This window comes from Photobacterium carnosum (assembly GCF_002849605.1).
GTDB classification, from domain to species: domain Bacteria; phylum Pseudomonadota; class Gammaproteobacteria; order Enterobacterales; family Vibrionaceae; genus Photobacterium; species Photobacterium carnosum.
In genome coordinates this window covers 23,585-49,935 of the sequence record NZ_NPIB01000006.1, presented here as the reverse complement: position 1 = coordinate 49,935, position 26,351 = coordinate 23,585, and the positions used below count along the sequence as shown (strand labels likewise).

Sequence of the window (26,351 nt, the reverse complement as noted above, 5' to 3'; positions counted from 1 at the left end):
GTACAAAGCAGTGTGGATTTGCTAGGATCAGCCTCCATTTATATTCCATAGCAGGTAGGGTATGAAGCAACGCGATATTCAGGTGTTACAGGAAATGGGGATCACCTATTGGCAAGTGCGAAAGCCAGAGCTTTTTCCTAACCAAGTATTACCTGTCATTAATCTGCCCGCTGAGTGTAAGCTGCTTTTTGTTACAGCTGAGGAATTAAATGAGCATGATGCTTGGTTATTTGGGCGGATTTTGTCAAGTATGAAATTAACTCCACAACAAGCGTTATCCTTGCCGTTATCGGCACTTGATCAAATCGCAGAACATCATTTAATGTGGTGTTGGTTTGCCGGTTGCCAAGGGGCACACCCTACTGGTTGTCAGGTTCTGAATTCGGCCTCATTAAAACTTATGCATAATGATCCTTCATCTAAGAAAGCATTATGGCAACAGATTTGTAGTTATGACTCATAAAATTATTCCATTAGAAGCGCACCATACCGATGATGTTTGGCGTATAGAACAAGCCGCGAATACCTTTCCGTGGGCAGAATCAATGATCCGTAAAGAGCCAAATCGTATTGCTGCTAACTATGTATTAGTGGTAAATGAGCAGGTTGTGGGTTATTGCTTTGGGCAATTAGTCGCAGGTGAAGGTACTTTGCTTAATATTGCGATTGATCCTACTCAGCAACGTAAGGGCTACGGTAAGTTATTACTCAATGGTTTTATTGATGCGTTAGATGCGAAACAAGCAGAAGAAATTTGGCTTGAAGTACGTGAAAGTAATCTTGGTGCTTATAAATTGTATGAAGCGACTGGGTTTAATGAAACCAATCGACGTGTCGGTTATTACCCAGCAGTTAATGGCCGTGAAGATGCATTAATCATGGCTTATATGTTTATGCCTTTTGGTTAATACTGTTGGTTACTAAATTAATATTAATAAAAAAGCCGCACATCATATGATGGCGGCTTTTTTGTATTTAACTTGTTTTAGAACGAGACATCATAACCAGAACGTTGATTAGTGTTCACGTGTCGCGCGGAAATCACCTTCAGGGAAACGCTCTTTAGCAAGGTTTAGGTTAACCATTGTTGGTGCGATGTAAGACAAGTTATTACCGCCGTCTAAGGCTAAGTGTGCTTGGTTCTTACGCTTGAATTCTTCAAGTTTCTTCGCATCATTACATTCAACCCAACGTGCAGTTGCCACGTTAACGCCTTCATAAATTGCTTCAACGTTGTATTCTGCTCGAAGGCGAGCCACAACTACATCAAACTGAAGTACACCAACTGCACCAACGATCAGATCGTTGTTTTGTAGTGGACGGAATACCTGTACCGCACCTTCTTCTGAAAGTTGCACTAAGCCTTTTAGTAATTGTTTTTGCTTAAGTGGATCTTTTAGACGAATACGACGGAAGAGTTCAGGGGCAAAGTTCGGAATGCCCGCAAACTTGATGTCTTCACCTTGAGTAAAGGTATCACCAATCTGAATTGTACCGTGGTTATGCAACCCAATAATGTCACCCGCATAAGCCACTTCAGTACGTGAACGGTCACCCGCCATAAAGGTAACTGCATCAGAAATACTGACGCTCTTGCCTGTACGAACATGGTTCATCTTCATGCCTTGGTCGTAAGTACCAGACACAATACGCATAAAGGCAATACGGTCACGGTGTTTAGGATCCATGTTAGCTTGGATTTTAAACACGAAGCCTGAGAATTTCTCTTCAGTTGCTTCTACTTCACGGGTATTGGCTTGGCGAGGTAATGGCTCTGGAGCCCATTCTGTTAAGCCGTCAAGCATATGGTCAACACCAAAGTTACCTAGTGCAGTACCAAAGAATACTGGTGTTAGTTCGCCCGCTAAAAAGAGTTCACGATCAAACTCATTAGATGCGCCGATCACTAACTCTAGTTCTTCACGCAAGATCGCCGCAAGATCGCTACCAATTGCAATATCAAGCTCAGGGTTATCTAAGCCTTTAATGATACGTTGTTCTTGAATGGTGTGACCTTGACCTGTGCTGTAAAGAATTGTTTCATTGCGGTGAATATGGAAAACACCTTTAAATTCTTTACCACAACCGATAGGCCATGAAATTGGCGCACATGCCATACCTAGTTCAACTTCAACTTCATCAAGTAATTCCATTGGATCTCGTGTTTCACGGTCCAATTTATTCATGAAGGTAATAATAGGTGTGTCACGTAGACGGGTAACTTCCATTAACTTACGAGTACGATCTTCAACACCTTTTGCGGCATCGATAACCATTAGACAAGAGTCAACGGCGGTTAATGTACGGTAAGTATCTTCTGAGAAGTCTTCGTGTCCTGGAGTATCCAGTAAGTTAACCAAACAAGAATGGTAAGGAAACTGCATAACTGATGTGGTTACTGAGATACCACGTTCTTTTTCCATCTCCATCCAGTCAGATTTTGCATGCTGGTTAGAACCACGACCTTTTACTGTACCAGCTTTTTGGATCGCGTTTCCGAACAACAATACTTTTTCAGTAATGGTGGTTTTACCCGCATCGGGGTGGGAGATAATAGCGAAAGTACGACGTTTAGATACTTCGCTCTGAAACTGTGTTTGCGACATTAGCATGTTCTTTTTGAATGAAGTGCATTGTTTGCTATTGTCGCTGATTTTACCCTTAGACTCAATCTAGCCGCAGCGAGAATTACTCACAAAGGTAAATAATGCCGTATTTGAATGCTAATTTTCGTAATATTAGCAATAATATCTGCCTTAATAGAGACTCATAGTATGTCTATAGTAACCAGTGATTCAGTAATAATAGATAGCCACTGTCATTTCGACTTTGCTCCTTTCTCAAATAATCCCGCACAAGCATGGATACAAGCGCAGCAAGCAGGCGTGAAAGCGATTATTATTCCAACCGTTGGTGGCAGTAATTGGCAACCTGTTATCGAATTATGTCGGCAATTTTCAGGTTTATATTATGGGCTAGGTATTCATCCTTTTTTTAGCCGCCAACATTCTATTGATGTTGTGGATGAATTAACACGTCAGCTTACTAAAGCTAATAATGATGATCGGTGTGTAGCGGTAGGAGAGTGTGGGTTAGATTTTGCCGTCGCTGATGTTAATCGAGACCAACAGTTGCAATGGCTACAAGCACAACTTCAATTAGCTAATAAGTATGATTTGCCCGTGATCCTACATTGCCGTAAAGCCTTTCCTGAATTACTAAAATTACTGCGTCAGCATCCGCCTAAAATGGGAGGTGTTTATCATGGATTTAGTGGCAGTTACCAACAGGCAACGCAGCTTATTGATCTTGGTATCAAAATTGGAATTGGTGGCACAATTACTTATAGCCGCGCTCAAAAAACACGCGCTACTATAGCGAAATTGCCGTTATCAACGTTGTTATTAGAAACTGATGCACCTGATATGCCGGTATTTGGGTATCAAGGTCAGCCAAATCGTCCCGAGCGTTTAGTCGATATTGTTACCGTATTAGCTGATATTCGAGGGGACACTTATGCACAAATAGCACAAGCAACAACCTTAACATGTACTGAATTATTTCAAATAAATGTGTGATTTTGCTGCCAAAGCCAAACGATTGCGTTAACAGTGTGACTTGTAACGTAAGTGTTATGTGATGCGAGTCACAATAGTTGATTATGGTACATCAAATTTCCTCATAAACTGTGATCTTTGCATTACATCATCCGTAACTCCATGAGTATAATGCGCGGGCTCTATAAAAGAGCCTAACTGTCAATACGCCAAAACTTAACTATAGGATTCCATAAATCATGAGCCTGCTAATGAGCCTAGTTGGGATGGTGGTACTGCTATTACTTGCCGTACTTCTATCTGATAACCGTAAAGCGATCAACTTACGTACTGTTGGTGGTGCATTTGCTATCCAATTTCTTTTGGGTGCCTTTGTTCTTTATGTGCCTGTAGGCCGTGATGTGCTGTATGGCATGTCTCAAGCAGTAGCTAACGTTATTGGTTATGGTAATGACGGTATTAACTTCTTGTTTGGTGGTTTAACATCAAACAAAATGTTTGAATTATTTGGTGGCGGTGGCTTTGTATTCGCATTACGCGTATTGCCAGTTATCGTTTTCTTCTCTGCACTTATCAGCGTGTTGTACTACATCGGTGTAATGCAGGTTGTTATCAATGTTCTGGGTGGCGGTTTACGTAAAGTACTGGGTACTTCTCACGCAGAATCAATGTCTGCAACAGCTAATATTTTTGTAGGTCAAACAGAAGCGCCTTTGGTTATTCGTCCGTTTGTTCCTAAGATGACTCAGTCTGAGCTGTTTGCAGTAATGTGTGGTGGTTTGGCGTCAGTAGCGGGTGGTGTACTTGCAGGTTACGCACAAATGGGTGTGCCTCTAGAGTACTTGATTGCCGCTTCATTTATGGCAGCTCCTGGTGGTCTATTATTTGCTAAAATCATTAAACCTGAAACCGAGCAGCCAATTGAGCAAATCGCAGGTAACGATGAAGATGAAAATGAAGAAAAACCAGCGAACATTATTGATGCAGCAGCCGCTGGTGCATCATCTGGTATGCAACTAGCACTAAACGTTGGTGCAATGCTACTAGCGTTTATCGGTTTGATTGCATTAGTGAATGGTATGCTTGGTGGTATCGGCGGTTGGTTCGGTATGCCTGAGTTAACACTAGAATTGATTCTAGGTTATGTATTCGCTCCACTTGCATTCCTTATTGGTGTGCCATGGGGTGAAGCACAAGTTGCTGGTTCATTTATCGGTCAGAAGGTTGTTGTTAACGAATTTGTTGCTTACCTAAACTTTGCCCCTTACCTAAAAGATGTCGCTGATGGTGGCATGTTAGTAGCACAAACTGGCGTAGAAATGACAGATAAGACTAAAGCTATCATCTCATTCGCATTGTGTGGTTTCGCTAACCTATCTTCAGTAGCAATTCTACTGGGTGGCTTAGGTGGTCTAGCACCAACGCGTCGTGCTGAAATTGCTCGCTTTGGTATGAAGGCTGTTGCGGCAGGTACATTATCTAACCTAATGTCAGCAACCATTGCAGGTTTGTTTATTACCTTAGCATCATAGTTATACGTAAATAGTTACCTCAGAGAAGAAACGCCATGGCTCATGCTGTGGCGTTTTTTTTGTTTAGAGAAAAGCGATTCCATTTAAGTTTTGCTTAATGTAATAAAATCGATTGCGTTCCCCTTTCTGAATTTTCACTCTGTTATTATTCTCTTATAGAAACAGTCGCGGGGTTGTTATTGATCGCCTTATTGATGTTATTTGCATCATAAATAAAAATCATGCAAAAAAGCGCTTTTTTTATGTCTCAGTTGCATGAGTTGCGAAAACACTTTTGATTTCAGTAAACATATTATCCACCACAGGAAACACGAGTTTGATGGTCGAGTTGTGGTTGAGTTGGTATTATAAGGTGGTAAAACCTAAATAGATTAGGGTGACTTAATCTTATACGGGGTAGCCTACGCGGTACTAAGGATAGTAATCAGAATCGATTTATTTGTGTTTCTGGGTCTTCAAGGAATAAAGTCCGACTATAGATGACAGCGATAGTGAATGTCGTTGCACCGCAGTGAATCACTGCTGAATTCATATTGAGTATTCAGGTAGCAATATTAACACTACCGCGATCAAACATTACGACTGGAGAGAGTCATGAGCGATTTAAAAGCTGCAGCACTACGTGCATTAAAATTAATGGATCTTACAACATTAAATGACGACGACACTGATGAAAAAGTGATCGCGCTATGTAAGAACGCAAAAACAGCGGTTGGTAACACTGCTGCAGTATGTATCTACCCTCGTTTTATTCCAGTCGCTAAGAAGCAACTACGTGAGCAAGGTACACCTGATGTACGTGTTGCAACAGTAACTAACTTCCCGCACGGTAACGATGATATTGAGATCGCCGTTGCTGAAACAAAAGCGGCTGTTGCTTACGGTGCAGATGAAGTCGATGTAGTATTTCCATACCGCGCGCTAATGGCTGGCAATGCAGAAGTAGGCTTTGAGCTTGTGAAGCAATGTAAAGCAGCGTGTGGTGATAATGCGCTTCTTAAAGTAATCATCGAAACCGGTGAGCTAAAAACGAAAGCGCTTATTAAGCAAGCGTCTGAAATTTGTATTAATGCAGGTGCTAACTTTATTAAAACATCTACAGGTAAAGTGCCAGTCAATGCAACACCTGAATATGCTGAAATCATGTTGAATGTGATTAACGATATGGGTGTAGCAAAAACAGTTGGCTTTAAGCCTGCTGGTGGCGTACGTACTGCTGAAGATGCTCAACAATATTTAGCAATGGCAAACACTATTCTTGGTGAAGAGTGGGCTGATAGCCGTCATTACCGTTTTGGTGCATCAAGCCTACTTGCTAATTTACTTCACACGTTAGGTGAAGGCGAGCAAGCGGCACAAGGCGGTTACTAAGCTTTAGCTAAATAAGGTGGTGTCATGCCACCTTAATTTTCATTTATTATTCTTAACGCTAATTATTTTATATTAGCTGCAATTATCTATTTTATTTAATGCTATTCCCAATGATGTTTTGGCATCACTGAGTGGATTCGTGTACGTAAATTTTATAAATAAATAGTTAATTTTCCCGATTGAAATACATATCAATAAGAGGATCGTCATGTATTTACCTCAAGAAATTATTCGTAAAAAACGCGACAACATTGCTCTAACAGCTGATGAAATTAATTTCTTCATTCAAGGTGTTGCTAAAAATACGGTATCTGAAGGCCAAATTGCTGCATTTGCAATGGCGGTTTATTTTAATGATATGACCATGGATGAGCGCGTGGCATTAACATGCGCTATGCGTGATTCCGGCATGGTGATTGATTGGGGCCATATGAATTTTGATGGTCCAATTGTTGATAAGCACTCAACCGGTGGTGTGGGTGATGTGACCTCTTTAATGCTGGGCGCTATGGTAGCGGCATGTGGTGGCTATGTACCAATGATCTCTGGTCGTGGTCTTGGTCATACAGGTGGTACGTTAGATAAACTGGAATCAATCCCAGGTTACAACATTACGCCAAGCAATGAAGTGTTCGGAAAAGTAACCAAAGAAGCAGGTGTGGCTATTATTGGTCAAACCGGTGATTTAGCCCCTGCGGATAAACGTGTTTACGCGACCCGTGATGTAACGGCTACAGTGGATAATATTTCATTAATCACCGCGTCTATTTTGTCGAAGAAATTAGCGGCAGGCCTTGATTACTTAGTCATGGATGTAAAAGTAGGTTCAGGCGCATTTATGCCAACTTACGCAGCATCAGAAGAATTAGCTAAATCAATTGTGGCGGTTGCTAACGGTGCGGGCACATGTACATCCGCATTGTTGACTGACATGAATCAAGTGTTAGCATCAACAGCGGGTAACGCGCTTGAAGTTCGCGAAGCGGTACAGTTTTTAACGGGTGAATACCGTAACCCGCGTTTATATGCAGTAACGATGGCATTATGTGCTGAAATGTTAGTTATCAGTAAATTAGCATCTGATTTACCACAAGCACGTGCGAAACTTCAAACTGTGTTAGATAATGGTCAAGCAGCTGAACGTTTTGGCAAAATGGTTGCAGGTCTTGGTGGTCCAACTGATTTTATCGATAATTATGATAACTATCTTGATAAAGCAGAAATCATTAAACCTGTCTTTGCTGAAACAACTGGTTTTGCAACTGCGATGGATACCCGTGGTTTAGGTATGGCTGTTGTCGGTATGGGTGGTGGTCGTCGTGTCGCTAGTGATAGTATCGATTATGCAGTTGGTTTATCAAATATGATTCGTCTTGGTGATGAAGTGTATGCTGATACCCCACTAGCGATGGTACACGCCCGTACTGAAGCACAATGGCAAGAAGCGGCTAAAGCGGTTCGTGCCAATATCAGTATTGCTGATACGCAGTCAGAGCCAACCCCTGAAGTATACCGTCGTATTGGCGAACAAGACGTATAACGGAGCAAACATGAAACGTTCAATTATTTTAGTTTTAGATTCTTTTGGTATCGGCGCGACGGAAGATGCGGTTGATTTTGGTGATGTAGGTGCAAATACCCTAGGTCACATTGCTCAAGCGTGTGCGCGTGGTGAAGCTGATAACGGTGATCGTAGTGGTGCTCTTTATTTGCCAAACCTGACTAAGTTAGGTTTAGCCAAAGCGTGTGAAGAGTCATGTGGTCATTTCCCTGAAGGTATGGATGCTGATGTTGAAATCGTTGGTGCTTACGGCCATGCGCAAGAAATATCATCAGGAAAAGATACCCCTTCAGGTCACTGGGAAATTGCAGGTGTGCCAGTATTGTTTGATTGGGGCTACTTCAGTGATAAAACCAATAGTTTTCCTAAAGAACTAACTGATCGCATCCTTGAGCGTGCAGGCTTAGACGGTTATTTAGGTAACTGCCATGCATCGGGTACACAAATACTGGATGATTTGGGCGAAGAGCACATGCGAACTGGTAAACCAATTTTCTATACATCGGCTGACTCTGTATTCCAAATTGCATGTCACGAAGAGACTTACGGTCTTGATAAGCTGATGGAACTTTGTCATATCGTCCGTGAAGAGCTAGAAGATTATAATATTGGTCGTGTTATTGCGCGTCCATTTATTGGTGCTGGCAAAGGTCAATTTGAGCGTACGGGTAACCGTCGTGATTTATCTCTTGAGCCACCTGCAATTACTATTTTGCAAAAGCTAGTTGAAGAGAAGCAAGGCGAAGTTATTTCTATCGGTAAGATTTCTGATATTTATGCGGGTTGTGGTATTTCTCGTAAAGTAAAAGCAACCGGTATTCCTGCTTTATTTGATGCAACGTTAGCGCAAATTGATGTTGCGGGTGATAACAGCATCGTATTCACTAACTTTGTTGATTTTGACTCAGCTTATGGCCACCGTCGTAATGTTGCTGGTTATGCCGCAGCATTAGAATATTTTGACCGTCGTTTACCTGAAATTTTAGCATTGCTAAAAGAAGACGATGTATTAATTATTACTGCTGACCATGGTTGTGATCCAACATGGCCTGGTACTGATCACACACGTGAGCACATTCCAGTGATCGTAACTGGACCAAAAATTCAGGCGGGCTCATTAGGTCGTCGTGAAACATTTGCTGATATTGGTCAAAGCTTAGCGACACATTTTGGTACTTCTGATATGGATTACGGTAAGTCATTTCTATAAAACGTAATAGACTGGCATTATCTTAATCATCAAGGTGAGGAATTATTGGATTAATTGCCTTGATTAGTATAAAAATGGATATATTTGTACGATAACGATCGTCATCAGATCGATATTAAACGGTTATTAGTAATCAGTTGTGCGTGAATGTAAAAAGACGTTATCGCCACTGATTGCTGATTCAATTAACAAAAGGATATAACGATGGCTACTCCACATATTAATGCTGAAATGGGTGATTTTGCAGACGTAGTACTGATGCCTGGTGATCCACTACGTGCTAAGTTCATTGCTGAAACATTTCTAGAGAATGTGACAGAAGTATGTAACGTACGTGGCATGCTTGGTTTCACTGGTACCTACAAAGGTCGTAAGATCTCTGTTATGGGCCACGGTATGGGTATCCCTTCTTGTTCTATCTATGCGACAGAGTTAATTAAAGACTTTGGCGTGAAGAAACTTATCCGTGTTGGTAGTTGTGGTGCGGTACGTGATGACGTTAAATTGCGCGATGTTGTTATTGGCATGGGTGCATCAACAGATTCTAAAGTAAACCGTATCCGTTTTGGTGGCCACGATTTCGCAGCAATTGCTGATTTCGGTATGGTACAAAATGCAGTAGATGCAGCAAAAGCAAAAGGTATCCCTGTTAAAGTAGGTAATATCTTCTCAGCTGATTTATTCTACAATCCAAATTTCGATTTCTTCAAAACAATGGATAAATACGGCATTGTTGGTGTTGAAATGGAAGCGGCAGGTATCTACGGTGTTGCTGCTGAGTTTGGTGCTAAAGCACTAACTATCTGTACTGTTTCTGACCATATTTTACGTGGTGAAGCAACAACATCTGAAGAGCGTCAATTAACGTTCAACGAGATGATTGAAATCGCATTAGAATCAGTATTACTTGGCGATGCTGAGTAATCGATAATGTGATGGATATGTTAATATAAATATCAATCAGCATTAAAAAAAAGCGGTAACAGTTAAGGCTGTTGCCGCTTTTTTATGTACGAAAGATAAGATTATGGGTGCTGATTATGCAGAAAAGGAAAACTGCCTTGATAACGTTGACGACTAAAGACGATGGTCAGTAAAATTCCAATAATTAGTGCTGCAATAATAAGTCCGCGAATAATCGCAGTCATGGTCGACATGTGATCAATGGCATTAACCAGTAATTTATCGTGCTCTAGAGTGATGCGCATAAAGCCAATAATATGACCATTCATCAATACGGGTTCGGCAATTTGCTGACGACCAATACTTGCAAGTGCTAATGGTGTCGAAAGTCCTGTTAGTTGTTCTAATGGCAATGCTGTTTTAGTTTTTGCGAGTGCCACCCCTTCAATATTATAGATACTTGCATCTAATATAAGAGGTTCTGCTGCTAAATTATTGACTAATAATTGCAGTTGGCGCTGATTTTTATTTTCAATATCATCCGCAGCATTGTTAGCCGCTTGACGAATAATAATTTGTGATAAGGCTTGAGTCTGCTCACTGAGAATTTGGTAGTTTTGTTGGCTCAGTATCGAGCCATATTGCAGTATGCCAATAGATGTTAATAGGCATACAAACAATATCATGGCTTTTTGTAGCCGCTGACGTTGCCATCGCTTAGTGTTCCATTGGATCATTCATATCACTCGATTATGTTGATTACAGTTATTCTACACTAAAAAAATAATGGATGATTATTTCCCCTTAGAGTGAAGTGTTAAAGTTTATTAACAAATAATGGGCGTTAATAAATAGTCAATAAAATCAATCTTAAGTTGATGATTTTATGTCAATAATTGGTTTTTATTCGGTTATTTATGTAACACTAAACTTACAATTGACCTTGCTCTTCAAGAGTACAATCGTTAGGTTTATAGTAATTAAATTGTTAAGGATGACACAATGGACGTTGTGAACGTACTCAAAATCAACAAACACCCGACCTTATATAAACGCTTTCCAGAAATATTATCCGTCACCAATACCAGTAAACGCCAAGCCAATTGGTTGGTCTATGGTAAACACATTACTACCGATAATATTGATGCAATTAATGGTGTGGCTTTGAGTGCTATTGAGATTGTAGCGGCATGGAAAGTAGGATCATATGATGCGATTTTGATTGCCAGTGAACTGACATTAGAGCACCAACAGAGAGTATTGGATCAGCAGTTAGATTTTGCTTACGTGAGTGATATTCCTGATTTATCAATGCCTGGGATTGTGGTGTTAGATATGGACTCAACTGCGATTGAGATTGAATGTATTGATGAAATCGCCATCTTAGCGGGGGTCGGTGAAGAGGTTGCCGCGGTGACTGAACGGGCGATGTTAGGCGAGTTAGATTTTGAACAAAGCTTACGTCAACGTGTAGCAACGTTAGTGGGGGCCGATGCCGCTATTTTAACTCAAGTACGTGATACGTTGCCGTTAATGCCCGAGTTACCACAACTTATTGCCACCTTGTATCATTATGGTTGGCAAGTCGCTATTGCTTCTGGTGGCTTTACCTATTTTTCAGATTATCTTAAGCAGCAATTTAATCTAGTCTCTGCAACCTCAAATACCCTTGAGATTATTGACGGTAAGTTAACGGGGAAAGTGATCGGCAATGTTATTGATGCAAAATCAAAAGCCGATATTTTACTGGCGCTTGCTGAAGAGTTTGATATTGAACCCCATAATACCGTCGCCGTCGGTGATGGCGCTAATGATTTAGTGATGATGGACGTCGCTGGATTAGGTATTGCTTATCATGCGAAACCTAACGTTGAGCAGCAGGCGGATGTGGCAATTCGACATGCTGATTTAGGGGCGATTATTTGTATATTATCGGCATCATTAGCTGAGCAACGTTTAGCATGGTAATACGATTCTTCGGTTAATTATCTGTTGAATAAACCGCACCTGAGAATGGTGCGGATTGTCCATTAAAGTTAATGAATTTCAAGACGTATTAATACCTCATCGGTAATGTCAAAAATCTCACCACAGCCCATTAACGACGTAAATTCTATTTCTAACGCCCGCGCTCGATGCAGCGATAAGCGTGCTAATTTACTGAGTTTTTGACTTATCAGTATTGTCAGCGGATTTAATAATGGTAGCGCCGTAATACGTAATGCGAATAATTCACCCTGCTGACGTGCTTGCTGTATATAAACTCGTTGAGTGGCAAGATCCTCAAAATCTCCCCGCAGTTTAGTCTCAATCTTATGTATTTGATTATCGTGATACTCAACCGCTAAATATAATTCATGAATAAAAGGCGATTGTGGTTTATCTCGTGGACGCATGGGATTGGCCAACATTTCCTTTACTCGCTGTTTAAAAATAATATCGAGATCCAAGCGGTCATTATCACTTAGCTGATGCAACATGTTGGCAAGTGGTGATAATGGAAAATTGGAACCGACAGCTTTTATCTTTATTTTATGATCTACTTTTTCTGCAAAATACGGCAAGCTGTGAAGGCGGGTTAATAACATTTGATGCATAGTTAATAGCATCGCTGGTGACGGTTGAGGTTCTTTACAGAGTGCTAATCTTTCAAGGTTAAATTCAATTAAAGTCCGTAGGAATTGACCGCCTAATAAACCGTCTTCATTTTCAATGGTTATGAGTTGAATGTTTTTACCATTTGGACTGGTTCGAATAATCTGGTATGGCATTTTTTTTAAAATATCATTTTTCGTACTTCGGGCTAATTGAGTAAATTCAATCAGTACTATATCGCCTTGCTTACATCGTAGTGGTTGATCTAAATGAATGTTGAGCCCACGACTTGAAAAATCAATCAAATAACCACTGATCCTATGTTGATTTTGTTGTAATACAATGCTGGTTTTATAATTAAATCGAGATTCACTACGCAGTGGTTTAGGATCAAAATGAATAGCTTCCGCTTGGCTGATTGGGTTTCGAGGGTGGCGAAATTGATTAAGCTCTTGGGCGGATAAAGTCGATGGCATGCCACAGAGATAGTCTGGTTGTACTTCAGCATGAGTTAAATCTTGTAAAGTACCGATGTGTGATAAGTCCTGACAATAAGGCATCATCTCTGGAGTCAGTTGTGCCAATGTTTGGGTGTCATTTTGCGTTAAAGGGTAAATCGTTAAGCGCATAACTCGCCAGCTTTCGCGTTTAGCCCCTATCTGCCAAAATAATAGCCGTTGTTGACGTGTCATTTCAGGCAGCGCTGCCGAGTAAAAATAACGTTGGCCTTGATGCTCATGGAAGAAACTATAAATTAGGGTACTGGTATGCGAGATACCACTTAGCTCAAGATTCTTAATTCGGGTTGCAGACAACAGATGATTGATCACTGGCTGATTGCGCTCATCATGCCAATATTGCCATTGATGCTGATTATGATCGGTTAATAAGCTGTATTTTAGATTTTCTCCAGCAAAAAATAATGGCATCGTTATTGTGTGCTTTAGATAACAGTGCTCATAACCTTGAGTACGTAACTGAATGATTTTATCATCATGATTTTTAAGACTTAACGATTGATGTTGATCATGTTTAATGATTGCTTGTAAGGCCGTGTTATCAGTTAATGCCAGTAAACGTAACCATTTGATACTGTCATTCTCTTGAATATCATCAATAGCTAAAATACGGTAATAGTGGCTTTGATTGAGTCGAGCATCTTGGTATTGTTGTGCCAGTTGTGGAAACGAAGCCGTAATGGTTTGACCTAATTGATAGTCAAACGCCGTGGGTACTTTACATCTTGCTCCTGAAAGAGAAAGATCAACTGTTGTGGCTAAGATTTGCTGCTCATTGGCTAATGTTAATGCTATCTGCGTCGCAATACTGAGTCGTTTTTCTTCGCGATTAAGATAATATCCAAATCGAATCAACTGTGCCTGAAATAAGCTATATTGGGTATCTGTTGGCGTCGTGTTGCTTGGTGATATTTTTTGTTGTTGATGAAGAATACGAAAATTATTATGGGTATTGATTAATTCTTCATATAAACCATAGCAATATTGATCCGCAAATATCGCCTTACGGTGATGATAAATATTGATCGCGACATCATCAAGCCAATGATTAAGGCCCTTAAACGTATATTGTCGGCATTGGCCTTTAACGCGCCCTCGCAGATCAATAATCTTATTACAAGGGGTCATTAAGCGATTGATTTCCATTTTTATTTGTAGCCGTATTGGGCCACTTTCGTGTTGAGTCAGTAACTGGAACACGGCCTCAAAATCAGGCTGGTTATAAATTGGCAATAATTGCTCAATCAGTGGTTTATAATCGTCGAGATGCATGGTTTGGATCTATTGATAAATGGCTAGTAGTATCATCGACCAATAGCGTGAAAAATTTAGTATTAACTGACATATATTTGTCGTTATTTGATAGTTTATTGACACTAATATGATTCGCGATTGTAAATAATAAATGATGTAGGATTTAGAATGGCAAAAGCAGCAAAACGAGCATATGTATGTAGTGATTGCGGAATGGATTTTGCGCGTTGGCAAGGTCAATGTTCTGGGTGTAAATCATGGAATACGATCACTGAATTTACAATTCCTAATACCAAAACTGGGGTCGCTACTTCGGCTCGTTCAAGTATGTCTGGCTACGCTGGTATTGCGGGTGGTGGCTCTAAAAAACTGCATGAAATTGAAGCCGTTGATGCCCAGAAAATGTTAACCGGTATTGGTGAGCTTGATCGGGTGTTGTGTGGCGGATTAACCACTGGCTCAGTCAATATTATTTCGGGTGATCCCGGTGCAGGTAAAACAACATTATTGTCTGATTTAGTGGCGCGAATGTCACAATTAATGCCATCGTTATACTGTACAGCGGAAGAATCGTTATCGCAGTTTAAAAACCGTGTTAATCGACTTAAATTAGACTGCAATGAAGATAATTTGTATTTAATGGCTGAAACTAGCGTTGAAGCTATTATTGCGGAATTAGACGCGAAACAGATTAAATTTGCGGTTATTGACTCCATTCAAGCGGTATCAACTGAATTAGCTAATGGTAGCCCCGGCTCACCGTCACAAGTAAAAACCGCGGCGCAATCACTGACGCAATATTGTAAACAAAACAACGTCACTATGTTTTTGATTGCCCACGTTAATAAAAACAATGAAATTGCGGGTCCACAGACATTGGTTCACATTGTCGATGCGTTACTGCATATCGATACCAATGATGGTCAAATTCGAACACTACGCGCCAATAAAAACCGTTTTGGTGATGTCGATACGGTCGGTATTTTCCGTATGACCGAGCGTGGGATGCTCAGTGTTGATAACCCAAGTGAAATTTTCTTATCAGGATCAACCACTGAATCATCAGGGTCTGCAATTACTTGTATTCGTAAGGGAAACCGGAATATTTTACTTGAGATCCAATGTTTAACGACTGAAACAGAAGGGGAATTTCCTCAACGGGTTTGTGTCGGATTAAATATGAATCGAATTAAAATGTTGACGGGTATTTTACGTAAGCACGCGAAGACCAAAATCTTCCATGATACTTTTTTCAATATTGTCGGTGGTTTGAAAATTGATGAATCAGAAACCTGTATCGATTTAGCATTGGTAACCGCCTTATTAAGTAGCTTAAATGAATTTGTGGTGCCGCGTACAACCTGCATTATGGGAGAGCTAAGCCTTAACGGTGATGTGCGCCCGATAGACAGCGGCGTGCCTCGGGTAAAAGAAGCGGCGCAACATGGCTTTACGGAAATCTTTATTCCTTATCGTAACTACCATAAATCAATGGAAGGGTTGGGTGCAAAAATTGTGGCGGTTAAAACTATCCACGAGTTAATTGAGCTGATTAACTAATACCAATGCGCTAATTAATCCTATTAACAGCAGTAGCTTCAAATAAAAAGGCCAACCACATTATCGTGGTCGGCCTTTTTTTGTTATTCATTACAGGTAATTAAGGTTGGTTTTGTTTACAGCTCGTCGTGGTTTGGTGACGGTTGAGTATGACTGACTGTTGTCATACCCGTGTTGTGATTTTCATCGCCTGTTAACTGCACCTGCATCGCAACCATACTATTGATGGTGTTTAACAATGATGCCCATTGGACATTTTTTTCTTGTTTAAATAGCGCATCAAAATTTTCAATGTTCCATTTCACAAAGGGTCGCGGATTTAGCGGTTTGCCTAAAAAACGAATTTCATAATGTAAGTGAGGTCCGGTAGATAGTCCTGAATTACCTGTCCAACCAATAAGTTGACCTTTTTTAACAAACTCGCCTTGGTTAACTTTAAATTTACTCATGTGTGAGTAAGTCGAAATAAAGCCCATGGTATGATTAAGGGTTAATTGATTTCCATAGCCATAGTTACTGCTACGGGCGCGTTCAATAACCGCATCGGCAGGCGCATAAATCGGAGTGCCAATTTTAGCAGCAAAATCAAGGCCATTATGGCGTTTACGTTTTTTGGTTATCGGATGAATACGAGATCCAAAGCTTGATGTTAATTGGACATTAGGGGTTGGAGCACCATTGGGGATTAATTGAAATAATGTTGCTCTAACGGCTGAATTAATCGCTGCCGTATCAACCCGTTGGGTTATGGTTTGGTTACCGGCTGGTGGCTCAATACCCAATACAGTTTCCATATCATCAATCCGTTGATTCAGTGCAATTAATGATTTTTTCTTAGCGGCTAATGCTTGGTTGAGATCTTGATTCATTGCCGTTTCTTCTAACAGTGAGGCACTTAATGCTAATGCCTGCGCACTGAGTTTTTGGGCTTTAATCTGTGAAATTTTAGCATTCTGATAAAGGTGAAACATTGAATAGCTGCTGTAGCTAAATAGGCCACACACTGCAATGATGATAACTGTACGATAATGCTGTAGTAATAAGTGTGATGATTTAGTAATGAATGATAGCTTTGACGCTGGTGGTTTTAAATGAGGCATAATCTATAGCTATTATTGATAAGTAAGAGAGAGTCGACAATTAACAACGAATTTAAGCTGCCATTGTTGGGTGTAAGAAGTGCCAACGAGCGATAAATAATAAGCGACTCAGTCTATGTCTTCATTTTCATTATTGCTAGTTATCACATCACAAAAATGAGGTTATATTGTATCTATTAATGAATGCTTAATTAAAACGATTGATTTAAAAGAAGATTTATTTTAATGAAAAGAGCTGTTTAAACAGCTCTTTTATAGGATGACACTAATTATTTGGTAATACGTTTGTACTTGATACGGTGAGGATCGGCAGCATTAGCCCCTAAGGTTTTCTTCAGCCAATCAGTGTATTCAGTAAAGTTACCTTCAAAGAAGCTCACTTTACCTTCATCACGATAATCAAGAATATGGGTCGCAACACGGTCGAGGAACCAACGGTCGTGTGAGATAACCATCGCACAACCAGGGAACTCAAGTAACGCTTCCTCGAGTGCACGTAATGTTTCAACATCAAGGTCGTTGGTGGGTTCATCGAGAAGTAATACGTTACCGCCCGCTTTTAGCAGTTTCGCTAAGTGAACACGGTTACGTTCACCACCTGATAAGTCACCGATGCGTTTTTGATGATCACTACCTTTAAAGTTAAAGCGTGATACATACGCACGAGCTGGGATCTCAAAGTTATTGATCTTAAGAATATCAGCGCCTTCAGAGATTTCTTGGTAAACCGTATTGTTGTCATTCATGCTATCGCGGAACTGATCAACTGACGCCAGTTTCACGGAATCACCCAGTTCAATAGTGCCAGAATCTGGTTGTTCATCGCCACTTAACATCTTAAATAGCGTTGATTTACCCGCGCCATTGGCACCGATAATACCGACGATTGCACCTTTAGGCATACTGAATGATAAGTCATCAATAAGTATGCGATCGCCAAACGATTTAGTGAGGTTTCTAACTTCAATCACTTTATCGCCTAAACGTTCACCGGGCGGAATGAAGAGTTCATTGGTTTCATTACGCTTTTGGTGTTCGGTCGTATTAAGCTCTTCAAAACGTGCCATACGTGCTTTTGATTTAGCCTGACGACCTTTAGGATTTTGACGTACCCATTCAAGTTCTTTCTCAATGGTTTTTTGCAAAGCACGTTCTTGAGTGGATTCTTGTTTTAGACGGGCATCTTTTTGCTCAAGCCATGACGTGTAGTTACCTTGCCATGGAATACCTTCACCACGGTCAAGTTCTAAAATCCAGCCAGCAGCATTATCTAGGAAGTAACGGTCGTGGGTAATCGCTACCACAGTACCACTGTAATCTACCAAGAAGTGCTCTAGCCATGCCACTGATTCGGCATCTAAGTGGTTGGTCGGTTCATCAAGTAACAGCATGTCGGGTTTATCAAGCAATAAACGACAAATAGCGACACGACGACGCTCACCACCAGAGAGGTTTTTAACCACCGCATCCCAATCGGGTAGGCGTAATGCATCGGCAGCACGCTCAAGTTGCATGCCTAAGTTGTGGCCATCTTTGGTTTCAATTAATGATTCCAAATCGCCTTGTTCTTTTGCAAGTGCATCAAAATCAGCATCAGGTTCAGCATAGGCTGAATATACTTGATCGAGACGAATTAAAGCCTCTTTAACGTCAGAAACCGATTCTTCAACAATTTCACGTACTGTTTTGGTTTCATCTAATACAGGTTCTTGAGGTAGGTAACCGACTTTAAGGCCAGCTTGAGGACGTGCTTCACCTTCAATATCAGTATCAATGCCTGCCATGATGCGCAGTAAGGTTGATTTACCTGAACCGTTAAGGCCAAGGACACCAATTTTGGCACCAGGGAAAAAACTCAGTGAAATATCTTTTAAGATTTGACGCTTAGGTGGGACGATTTTGCCCACTCGCGACATGGTATAGACGTAATCAGCCATATCCGTGTGTGATCTCTACTCTAAAATGAAGTTTATATAGTACCTATAATCTTTAAAAGTTCATCCGAATTGTTATCTATTCCTCGGTTGAGTAATGTATTTTAGCGATAGAAAGGGATTGTTTATTGTTATCGTTGCTATCACAATCAGACTTTATAGTAATTACTACCGATGAATGTGTGTTAGTGCTTATGAAGTAACACTATTTTGCGTTAATGTGGCTTTTTTTTTGCTATCTTTGAACAAGGATTGTACATGTTTGTTAGTGTTTTTTTGATATGGAGTTAATCGTGGCACGTCTATTTAGTTCTTCTCGCATTTTTTCATTGGCTTTGTTGACGGTTGGGTTAACCAGTACTGTGACTGTTCATGCCGCTTCTTTAGCGCAACAACGTACATGGTATGAACAAGCCCAAACTGCTTTTTCAGCCAATGATATGGCACTCTTTCATCAAGAGAAAACCAAGTTAGGAGGGTATCCACTTTATCCTTATTTGGAGTATCGTGAATTTAATGCCCAGTTGGCGACTCAAAAATCGAGCCAAGTGCAGGTGTTTATTGATAAATATAAAATGTTACCGTTTAGTCAGTCGATTAAAACCCGCTATTTAAACCAATTAGTAAGGACTGGACGGTGGCATGATTTTTTAATGATCCAACCTGCGGTCCCTCGTAATACTGATCTTCAATGTGCATTTTATTACGCCAAAGAGAAAATGGGCCATGCTCAATTAGCGTGGCAAGGTGCGAGTAAATTGTGGCAAACAGGCAGTTCGTTACCCGCTAGTTGCGATAATTTATTAGACAGTTGGAATGCAGCGGGTAAACGCACTAATGCGATGGTGTTAGATCGCATGGTATTAGCCTATGCCAAGGGTAATAAAAGTTTATTAAGCTACCTTGATAAGTTATTAACGGGCGATGCGCAAGCTAGTGGTGAGGCTGTGTTAGCGTTATATAACCAACCTCAAAATGTGGGTGAGTTTGCTAAAAAAAGTAAAGTCACACCGTTTAACCAAGCGTTGACTCAGAATGCCTTTTTATTATTAGCACGTACCGATACTCAACAAGCGGTTGCTGAGTATGACCAAGTGGTACGTGGACAACATTTTGATAAAGCCACCAAACAAACATTGGCTGATGCTGTTGCTTCGCGTCTTATGTCAACGACAGATGCGAGCTTAGCGCAATGGCGTGACAGCAAATTAGCACAGAGTGACAATGCCAGCCTGTTAGAGCGTCGTGTGCGTAATGCTATTCGTGAGGCGGATTGGAAACAGACCCAGCTGTGGATTGATCGCTTACCAAAAGAAGCACAACAGACGCCGCGTTGGACATTTTGGAAAGCGAAATTATTAGCGCAAAACGGTAATAAAAAACAAGCGAATAAAATCTATACTTCATTATTAGGTGAGCGTGACTTTTACAGTGCAGCAGCGGCAACAATATTACATAAGCCGATTGTCTATCCATTAACGAAAGCACCGACGTCGACCGCATTATTAAAGCCTTATAAAAAGAGTTTAGTGCGTATTAAAGAGTTGATAGCACTTGATAAAGTGACTGCTGCTAACCGTGAATGGGGTTATTTGTTATCTAAAATCACCAATGTACAAACGAAACGTCAATTAGCGGTATATGCAGAGAAACATCAATGGCATTACCTTGCTGTTCAGGCTACGATTTCGGGTAAATTATGGGATCATATGACGTTGCGCTTTCCATTGGCACACAAATGGTTATTTGATTTCTTTGGTAAGCAACGAAATATTCCAACGTCGACCATGATGGCATTAGCGCGTCAAGAAAGTGCGTTAAATATTCATGCACGATCACATGTTGGTGCGAGTGGATTAATGCAACTTATGCCAGCAACCGCGGCAGAAACAGCGAAAAAACTTGATTATAAATACAAGGGTAAACAAAGTTTATTTAATCCGAGTGTGAATATTCGTTTAGGCAGTGCGTATTTAGAAATGATGTTAAAGCGAAATGATGATAATCGTATTTATGCTTTTGCTTCTTATAATGCCGGCCCCGGTCGAGTATCACAATGGAAAAAAGTAACCGACGGTAAACTTGATGTTTATGCCTTTATTGAACAAATACCGTTTAATGAAACTCGCGGTTATGTCCAAAATGTGCTGATGTTTGATATTTATTATAATGAATTAATGGGACGTAAAGGGGTGTTATTTAGCCCCTCAGAACTAAAAGCTCGCTATTAATCATTACTTGAGTGTTGTAAATTAACCGCTATTGTTATGTTAAAAATAACAGTAGCGGTTATTTATTAATAAGAGAATATTTCCATATGAGTGTTAGCGTTCTAATCGTAAATATCATACTGATTGATATAAATATTATTTAGCCAGCAACGGCTAGGATAATAACCCTTACTTGGTCTGATGTAGGAATCGCGGTACACTGCACCGCGTATATAATGCCTTACGGGATAAACGAAAATGGTTGTAGACTCACCAAAATATACTGACTGGCAACAGATTTTAGATTTACTTCAGCAAGCTTCTATGGAGCAACGAGATCAGTTACTGTTTAAAGTATTATTAACTCATGATGAAAGAGAAGCCTTAATCGCACGAGTGAACATAGTACACGAGCTACTAAATGGTGAACGTAGTCAGCGTAAAATTAGTGAGTTACTCGGTGTTGGGGTAGCAACAATTACACGCGGTTCAAATGAACTTAAACATCAAGACGACGCAACAAAAGCATGGTTAGCTGATTTTCTAGCTAAAAATACCCCTTCTGTCGCAGAATAATGCTAATTAGTCGTTATTAAAATATCGCGCGTTAGTCATACACACTGAATTGTCTTTAGTATAATTCAGGATGTAAAAAAGGGATTAACGCGAGAATTAATGCTTGTTGATAAACACTACTACGACTTAATAAATGGTGGGTTAACATTGCAATAGCACCACCTTTTTGTTTAATATTTTGTTGAGCAAACATTTCATCCATCACATCTCCCAACTCCATTCCTTGTGCTATTTTTGCTAAAGCCAGTGGCGGCAAAGGTAGCGAAGCAGAACGTGCTGTCGATTTTTTACCTTGGTGTTCAATTACCATCCATGCAAAAGTGAAATTATCATCTAATCCCGCTTCTAGCCCGACAATGTAATCTGCATCAGGGTAACGTTCACGGCAAGAAATAACGCGATTATTCGCCCCTAGTAATGTTTCTTCACACGTTAATGGTTGATCACGCACGCCACTGTCAGTGCTTACACCTGTTGTGGTAAATATTTGTTGAGGAAAAGCAGCATTGAATGCATCGATTACTGCGGTAATTTTTGCAGGATTGGTTGAGGCGACAATAATAGTAGGCATAATGATAAATTCAGTTAAATAACGTATTAAATAGTTTAAAAATAACCGCTTTATGTTCGAAATAAAAGTAATAAAAAAGCCCACCTAAAAAGATGAGCCTTCCTTAATCCCTAATTGAGCAGCTTGTCGTGATTAACGATCGTAAGCCCAGTCTGATTGGATAATATAACCGTGAATTTGAAACTCACCATTATTGACAAATAGATTTGGAAAATCAGGTTGTGAAGTCGAGAATACAACGCCATCAGCAAGTTGAGTCATGTGATAAAAATCAGGCTCACTACCACGTAAAGAAGCAAATACGGGTTGCTTTGGACGGTAAGCGGCTTCTTTAGTTGCTAATGCGTAGCTACCCACTGGTGCGCAATGCGAGATGTTTTCATTATCAATGAATAGACCTATACATGCATCACGCTCTAAATGCTGGGGGATCGCACGCTTACTGATCACCTCAACCGAATCACCTAAATTGTAAGCTGAAAAATCTTTACGATGGATCACCGGAATATATGTGCAGGTTGCAGAGCTATCGTGTTCAGTACTGATAGTTGTCGTTGCTTGTGTTCCTGTGTCAATTTGACCCGTTAAAATATAGCCAATTGATGTATTTAATGTTTCAGCAATTTTTTCTAATTCACGTACTTCAATACCGTATTTACCCGAGAGTTTACGGCTCATTGTACCTTGCTGAAGGTTTAGCGCTTCACCAAGTTGTTTTTGACTGATGCCTTGAACTTTAGCTAAACGCTTAATTCTTTCTAAATATTCCATGTAACTAGCTTCCTGCTTCAAATAGGGGGGGTGAATACAATATGAATTCTCAATAGTTATAAAAGATATTACTCAAAAGTGTAGAAAAGGAATCATTGTTACTTAAAAAGTGCGATTGATTTGGTTAAAGGAATATACCCCAGAGGAAAGATGGGTAAAAAGTGGAACAAAATACGCAGAAAGAAATAAGTTTTGATTGTGAAACGGGTAATTTTTATGTCTGGGTTCTTTACGAATACAGACAGTAAAAGGGAGATGTAAAAATAACAAAAAGTTATAACAATATGATTTTAAATAATTTAAAAGTAAACTCTAGAGTGTTAAATAAGATGGGATCATTTGTTTTTTTATTTTTGTAAAACGCACCTTATTTTGTAAAATTAACATTTTTAATGATGATTAAGTCAATAATGAAATTAAATAGTTTTTATTGGTATTAATTTTATTATTGATTAATTGAAGAATAATACGGGCTTGAAGTATGGTTATTACTGTTGTTTATGCTAAATACGCATTTAATGCTTAAGTTTAAATATACATATGATGGTGGTTTTGATTGTTTCATTATTAGAGAGCAGTTGATTCGACGTTAGATAAAGTATTTATAGCTAAAAGGGTGATTATTCAGTGTGTTATTTTTTTAATATTAAAAAGGCCAGTTCTGATTGAGAACAGGCCTTTTGTTTATTTGATTAATTTATAGTATGGATATAATTATTTTTCAGTTGGTGCTGGTGTACGAATTAAGTAATCAAATGCGCCTAAACTTGCTTTTGCACCTTCACCCATTGCTATGATGATTTGCTTGAAAGGAACGGTGGTTACATCGCCAGCAGCAAAGATGCCGTTAACGTTAGTATTACCGTGAGTACCAATTTCAATTTCACCGCGTGGTGTTAATGCAACGGCTGATTCTTTTAGCCATTCAGTATTTGGCACTAAGCCAATTTGAACAAAGATACCTGCAAGTTCGATGTGTTTGATTTCATCAGTATTACGATCTTTGTAGCTAATACCTGTAACGCGCGTGCCATCACCTACAACTTCAGTAGTCTGAGCCATTGTAATAATGTCGATGTTAGGCAAGCTTTCTGCTTTATTGATTAACACTTGGTCGGCACGTAATGTGTCGGCAAACTCAAGCACAGTAACGTGTTCAACAATACCGGCTAGGTCAATTGCCGCTTCAATACCAGAGTTACCGCCACCGATAACCGCAGTACGTTTGCCTTTAAATAATGGACCATCACAGTGAGGACAGTAAGCTACACCTTTATTACGGTATTCTTGCTCACCAGGGACGTTCATTTCACGCCAGCGAGCACCGGTACTGATGATCACACTGCGAGATTTTAGAATTGCGCCACTTTCTAAGTAAATATGAGCATAGCCATCATCAGTATTAGCCGCTTCAATAATGTTACTTACACGTTGTTCATTTATGATATCAACGTTGTATTGTTTTACGTGCTCTTCTAGGCTTGCTGCTAAACGAGGACCTGTTGTTTCTTGAACTGAAATAAAGTTTTCGATAGACATAGTATCCATCACCTGACCACCGAAGCGCTCAGCGACAACACCAGTGCGAATACCTTTACGTGCTGCATAAATGGCAGCAGAAGCACCAGCAGGACCACCACCAACCACTAATACATCAAAGGGGGCTTTATCATTTAAGCTAACGGCTGCTTTCTTCGCTGCGCCAGTGTCTAACTTGTTTAAAATTTCAGTTAGCGACATACGACCTTGACCAAATACTTCACCGTTTACATAAACAGTCGGTACCGCCATGATATTACGTTCAGTTACTTCTGCTTGGAAAGCTGCACCATCAATCATGCTTGCTTTAATGCGTGGGTTAATCGCCGCCATCATATTGAAAGCTTGAACGACGTCAGGACAGTTTTGGCAAGATAATGAAATGAAAGTCTCAACCACGATGTCTTGATCTAATGCGGCGATTTGGTCGATAACTGGTTGTTCTAGTTTCATTGGGTGACCACCGCTGTGCAGTAGTGCTAATACCAATGATGTAAATTCATGTCCCATTGGCAGACCAGCAAAGCTCATTGAAGTCTGTTTGGTTGGGTTAATCACTTGCATTACGGGCTTACGTACGCTGGCGTTATTATCTTCTATAACACTGACTTTATCGTTGAGTTCTGCAATCTCGTAAGCCAATTCATGTAATTTTTGTGCAGTGTCACTATCATCTAAACTTAATACCAGTTGTACATCAGTTTTTAAGTTTTCTAAATACGCTTTTAGTTGCTGCTTCATGTTTTGTTCTAACATAATTTTGCCTTTTTAATTTGTTCACGGCTTAACAGCAGATAATGAATGCGGGTCTACTGTAATACGACATATTGCCTATATAAAAAGGCGTAAATATGTTTGAAGGTCTTCTAATTAATAAGGCACCAAACATTAGGAGATGTTTGATGCCTTATTACTTTTAAATAAGTGAATTATTTAAAAGTAAGATGAATAATATTTATTTCGGATTCGGCGTCAAAAACGAATATTGTCATCTAAGGTCAATAAGATTAGATCTTACCAACTAGGTCTAGAGAAGGAGTCAGTGTTGCTTCGCCTTCTTTCCATTTTGCAGGACAAACTTCACCTGGGTGTGATGCAACATATTGTGCTGCTTTCACTTTACGCATTAGGTCTTCAGCTTCACGGCCAATACCTTCTGCAGTGATTTCCATTGCTTGGATAACACCTTGTGGATCCATTAGGAAAGTAGCGCGGTTTGCAAGACCTTGACCTTCACGCATAACGTTGAAGTTATTAGTGATGTTACCTGCTTGGTCGCCTACCATGAAGTAGTTGATTTTGCCGATAGTGTCAGAGCTGTCGTGCCATGCTTTGTGAGTGAAGTGAGTATCAGTTGATACTGAGAATACTTCAACACCACGAGATTGTAGCTCTGCGTAATGGTCTGCTAAGTCGCCAAGTTCAGTAGGACATACGAAAGTAAAGTCAGCAGGGTAGAAGAAGAATACTGACCACTTACCTAAAACATCTTTTTCAGTGATGTCTACGAATTTGCCTTCTTTGTATGCTGTAGCGCTAAATGGCTTGATTTCAGTGTTGATCATAATATGGAATCCTTTTGAATATAA

21 protein-coding genes are annotated in these 26,351 nt (G+C 40.0%); 12 read left to right on the top strand and 9 right to left on the bottom strand.

The features are described 5' to 3' along the window. The first annotated feature begins 61 nt into the window (after positions 1-61). Both CIK00_RS07245 and rimI read left to right on the top strand, forming a co-directional pair. A complete protein-coding gene (locus CIK00_RS07245; protein WP_101768235.1) occupies positions 62-463 on the top strand; it encodes a DNA polymerase III subunit psi in 402 nt (133 codons plus the stop codon). Beyond that, entirely contained in the window at positions 453-908 is a 456-nt protein-coding gene (gene rimI / locus CIK00_RS07240) for a ribosomal protein S18-alanine N-acetyltransferase (RefSeq protein WP_101768234.1), read from the top strand. The genes CIK00_RS07245 and rimI overlap by 11 nt, the downstream gene beginning before the upstream one ends. A 108-nt stretch (positions 909-1,016) precedes the next feature. Here rimI and prfC read toward each other — a convergent pair whose 3' ends face one another. Further along, entirely contained in the window at positions 1,017-2,606 is a 1,590-nt protein-coding gene (gene prfC / locus CIK00_RS07235; protein WP_101768233.1) for a peptide chain release factor 3, read from the bottom strand. A 168-nt stretch (positions 2,607-2,774) separates the two neighbouring features. Here prfC and CIK00_RS07230 point away from each other — a divergent pair, with 168 nt between their 5' ends. From CIK00_RS07230 to deoD, 6 genes are all read left to right on the top strand, one after another. Beyond that, positions 2,775-3,578 carry a TatD family hydrolase gene (locus CIK00_RS07230; protein WP_227990426.1) on the top strand — a complete coding sequence of 268 codons (804 nt, stop codon included), beginning with the start codon at positions 2,775-2,777 and terminating at the stop codon, positions 3,576-3,578. A gap of 218 nt (positions 3,579-3,796) precedes the next feature. Continuing rightward, positions 3,797-5,089 (top strand): NupC/NupG family nucleoside CNT transporter, encoded by a 1,293-nt coding sequence (locus CIK00_RS07225; protein WP_101768232.1) that lies wholly within the window; start codon positions 3,797-3,799, stop codon positions 5,087-5,089. A 594-nt stretch (positions 5,090-5,683) separates the two neighbouring features. Then, positions 5,684-6,460, top strand: coding sequence for a deoxyribose-phosphate aldolase (deoC, locus tag CIK00_RS07220; RefSeq protein ID WP_101768231.1), 777 nt, complete (start codon positions 5,684-5,686; stop codon positions 6,458-6,460). Positions 6,461-6,668: 208 nt separating this feature from the next. Beyond that, entirely contained in the window at positions 6,669-8,000 is a 1,332-nt protein-coding gene (gene deoA, locus CIK00_RS07215) for a thymidine phosphorylase (protein WP_101768230.1), read from the top strand. 10 nt (positions 8,001-8,010) lie between these two features. Continuing rightward, positions 8,011-9,231 carry a phosphopentomutase gene (gene deoB, locus CIK00_RS07210; protein ID WP_101768229.1) on the top strand — a complete coding sequence of 407 codons (1,221 nt, stop codon included), beginning with the start codon at positions 8,011-8,013 and terminating at the stop codon, positions 9,229-9,231. A 204-nt stretch (positions 9,232-9,435) separates the two neighbouring features. Continuing rightward, positions 9,436-10,155, top strand: a complete 720-nt coding sequence (gene deoD, locus CIK00_RS07205; RefSeq protein ID WP_045039527.1) for a purine-nucleoside phosphorylase — start codon at positions 9,436-9,438, stop codon at positions 10,153-10,155. Positions 10,156-10,256: 101 nt separating this feature from the next. Here the strand turns inward: deoD and CIK00_RS07200 are convergent, their stop codons facing one another. Then, positions 10,257-10,871, bottom strand: a complete 615-nt coding sequence (locus CIK00_RS07200) for a YtjB family periplasmic protein (RefSeq protein ID WP_101768228.1) — start codon at positions 10,869-10,871, stop codon at positions 10,257-10,259. A gap of 265 nt (positions 10,872-11,136) precedes the next feature. Here CIK00_RS07200 and serB point away from each other — a divergent pair, with 265 nt between their 5' ends. Then, entirely contained in the window at positions 11,137-12,102 is a 966-nt protein-coding gene (gene serB / locus CIK00_RS07195) for a phosphoserine phosphatase (protein ID WP_101768227.1), read from the top strand. A 68-nt stretch (positions 12,103-12,170) separates the two neighbouring features. On the opposite strand, the gene CIK00_RS07190 is transcribed toward serB, so the two are convergent. After that, positions 12,171-14,519 carry a PilZ domain-containing protein gene (locus tag CIK00_RS07190; protein ID WP_101768226.1) on the bottom strand — a complete coding sequence of 783 codons (2,349 nt, stop codon included), beginning with the start codon at positions 14,517-14,519 and terminating at the stop codon, positions 12,171-12,173. A 150-nt stretch (positions 14,520-14,669) separates the two neighbouring features. Between CIK00_RS07190 and radA the strand changes: the two genes are divergently transcribed. Continuing rightward, the gene (gene radA, locus CIK00_RS07185; protein WP_101768225.1) at positions 14,670-16,061 is read left to right on the top strand and encodes a DNA repair protein RadA; all 1,392 of its coding nucleotides are present in this window, start codon (positions 14,670-14,672) and stop codon (positions 16,059-16,061) included. A gap of 116 nt (positions 16,062-16,177) precedes the next feature. On the opposite strand, the gene CIK00_RS07180 is transcribed toward radA, so the two are convergent. Together CIK00_RS07180 and ettA are read right to left on the bottom strand one after the other, a co-directional pair. Next, positions 16,178-17,161, bottom strand: a complete 984-nt coding sequence (locus CIK00_RS07180) for a M23 family metallopeptidase (RefSeq protein ID WP_101768224.1) — start codon at positions 17,159-17,161, stop codon at positions 16,178-16,180. A gap of 269 nt (positions 17,162-17,430) precedes the next feature. Then, positions 17,431-19,098, bottom strand: coding sequence for an energy-dependent translational throttle protein EttA (gene ettA / locus CIK00_RS07175; RefSeq protein WP_101768223.1), 1,668 nt, complete (start codon positions 19,096-19,098; stop codon positions 17,431-17,433). 290 nt (positions 19,099-19,388) lie between these two features. Here ettA and sltY point away from each other — a divergent pair, with 290 nt between their 5' ends. Both sltY and trpR read left to right on the top strand, forming a co-directional pair. Continuing rightward, positions 19,389-21,326, top strand: a complete 1,938-nt coding sequence (gene sltY, locus CIK00_RS07170; protein ID WP_233426543.1) for a murein transglycosylase — start codon at positions 19,389-19,391, stop codon at positions 21,324-21,326. A 237-nt stretch (positions 21,327-21,563) separates the two neighbouring features. Next, positions 21,564-21,881 (top strand): trp operon repressor, encoded by a 318-nt coding sequence (trpR, locus tag CIK00_RS07165; RefSeq protein WP_101768221.1) that lies wholly within the window; start codon positions 21,564-21,566, stop codon positions 21,879-21,881. Positions 21,882-21,936: 55 nt separating this feature from the next. Here trpR and yjjX read toward each other — a convergent pair whose 3' ends face one another. The 4 genes from yjjX to ahpC all read right to left on the bottom strand — a co-directional run bounded on the left by yjjX (position 21,937) and on the right by ahpC (position 26,327). Beyond that, positions 21,937-22,452 (bottom strand): inosine/xanthosine triphosphatase, encoded by a 516-nt coding sequence (gene yjjX, locus CIK00_RS07160; protein WP_101768324.1) that lies wholly within the window; start codon positions 22,450-22,452, stop codon positions 21,937-21,939. Positions 22,453-22,584: 132 nt separating this feature from the next. Then, positions 22,585-23,223 carry a helix-turn-helix domain-containing protein gene (locus tag CIK00_RS07155; protein ID WP_101768220.1) on the bottom strand — a complete coding sequence of 213 codons (639 nt, stop codon included), beginning with the start codon at positions 23,221-23,223 and terminating at the stop codon, positions 22,585-22,587. A gap of 714 nt (positions 23,224-23,937) precedes the next feature. After that, complete coding sequence (ahpF, locus tag CIK00_RS07150; RefSeq protein WP_101768219.1) at positions 23,938-25,518, bottom strand: alkyl hydroperoxide reductase subunit F; 1,581 nt, start codon at positions 25,516-25,518, stop codon at positions 23,938-23,940. A gap of 251 nt (positions 25,519-25,769) precedes the next feature. Then, positions 25,770-26,327, bottom strand: coding sequence for an alkyl hydroperoxide reductase subunit C (gene ahpC / locus CIK00_RS07145; RefSeq protein WP_101768218.1), 558 nt, complete (start codon positions 26,325-26,327; stop codon positions 25,770-25,772). Positions 26,328-26,351 lie beyond the last annotated feature (24 nt).

Coding starts and splice junctions, on each gene's coding strand:
- CIK00_RS07245 (WP_101768235.1), top strand. CDS start 62: ATGAAGCAACGCGATATTCAGGTGTTACAGGAAATGGGGATCACCTAT.
- rimI (WP_101768234.1), top strand. CDS start 453: ATGACTCATAAAATTATTCCATTAGAAGCGCACCATACCGATGATGTT.
- prfC (WP_101768233.1), bottom strand. CDS start 2,606: ATGTCGCAAACACAGTTTCAGAGCGAAGTATCTAAACGTCGTACTTTC.
- CIK00_RS07230 (WP_227990426.1), top strand. CDS start 2,775: ATGTCTATAGTAACCAGTGATTCAGTAATAATAGATAGCCACTGTCAT.
- CIK00_RS07225 (WP_101768232.1), top strand. CDS start 3,797: ATGAGCCTGCTAATGAGCCTAGTTGGGATGGTGGTACTGCTATTACTT.
- deoC (WP_101768231.1), top strand. CDS start 5,684: ATGAGCGATTTAAAAGCTGCAGCACTACGTGCATTAAAATTAATGGAT.
- deoA (WP_101768230.1), top strand. CDS start 6,669: ATGTATTTACCTCAAGAAATTATTCGTAAAAAACGCGACAACATTGCT.
- deoB (WP_101768229.1), top strand. CDS start 8,011: ATGAAACGTTCAATTATTTTAGTTTTAGATTCTTTTGGTATCGGCGCG.
- deoD (WP_045039527.1), top strand. CDS start 9,436: ATGGCTACTCCACATATTAATGCTGAAATGGGTGATTTTGCAGACGTA.
- CIK00_RS07200 (WP_101768228.1), bottom strand. CDS start 10,871: ATGATCCAATGGAACACTAAGCGATGGCAACGTCAGCGGCTACAAAAA.
- serB (WP_101768227.1), top strand. CDS start 11,137: ATGGACGTTGTGAACGTACTCAAAATCAACAAACACCCGACCTTATAT.
- CIK00_RS07190 (WP_101768226.1), bottom strand. CDS start 14,519: ATGCATCTCGACGATTATAAACCACTGATTGAGCAATTATTGCCAATT.
- radA (WP_101768225.1), top strand. CDS start 14,670: ATGGCAAAAGCAGCAAAACGAGCATATGTATGTAGTGATTGCGGAATG.
- CIK00_RS07180 (WP_101768224.1), bottom strand. CDS start 17,161: ATGCCTCATTTAAAACCACCAGCGTCAAAGCTATCATTCATTACTAAA.
- ettA (WP_101768223.1), bottom strand. CDS start 19,098: ATGGCTGATTACGTCTATACCATGTCGCGAGTGGGCAAAATCGTCCCA.
- trpR (WP_101768221.1), top strand. CDS start 21,564: ATGGTTGTAGACTCACCAAAATATACTGACTGGCAACAGATTTTAGAT.
- yjjX (WP_101768324.1), bottom strand. CDS start 22,452: ATGCCTACTATTATTGTCGCCTCAACCAATCCTGCAAAAATTACCGCA.
- CIK00_RS07155 (WP_101768220.1), bottom strand. CDS start 23,223: ATGGAATATTTAGAAAGAATTAAGCGTTTAGCTAAAGTTCAAGGCATC.
- ahpF (WP_101768219.1), bottom strand. CDS start 25,518: ATGTTAGAACAAAACATGAAGCAGCAACTAAAAGCGTATTTAGAAAAC.
- ahpC (WP_101768218.1), bottom strand. CDS start 26,327: ATGATCAACACTGAAATCAAGCCATTTAGCGCTACAGCATACAAAGAA.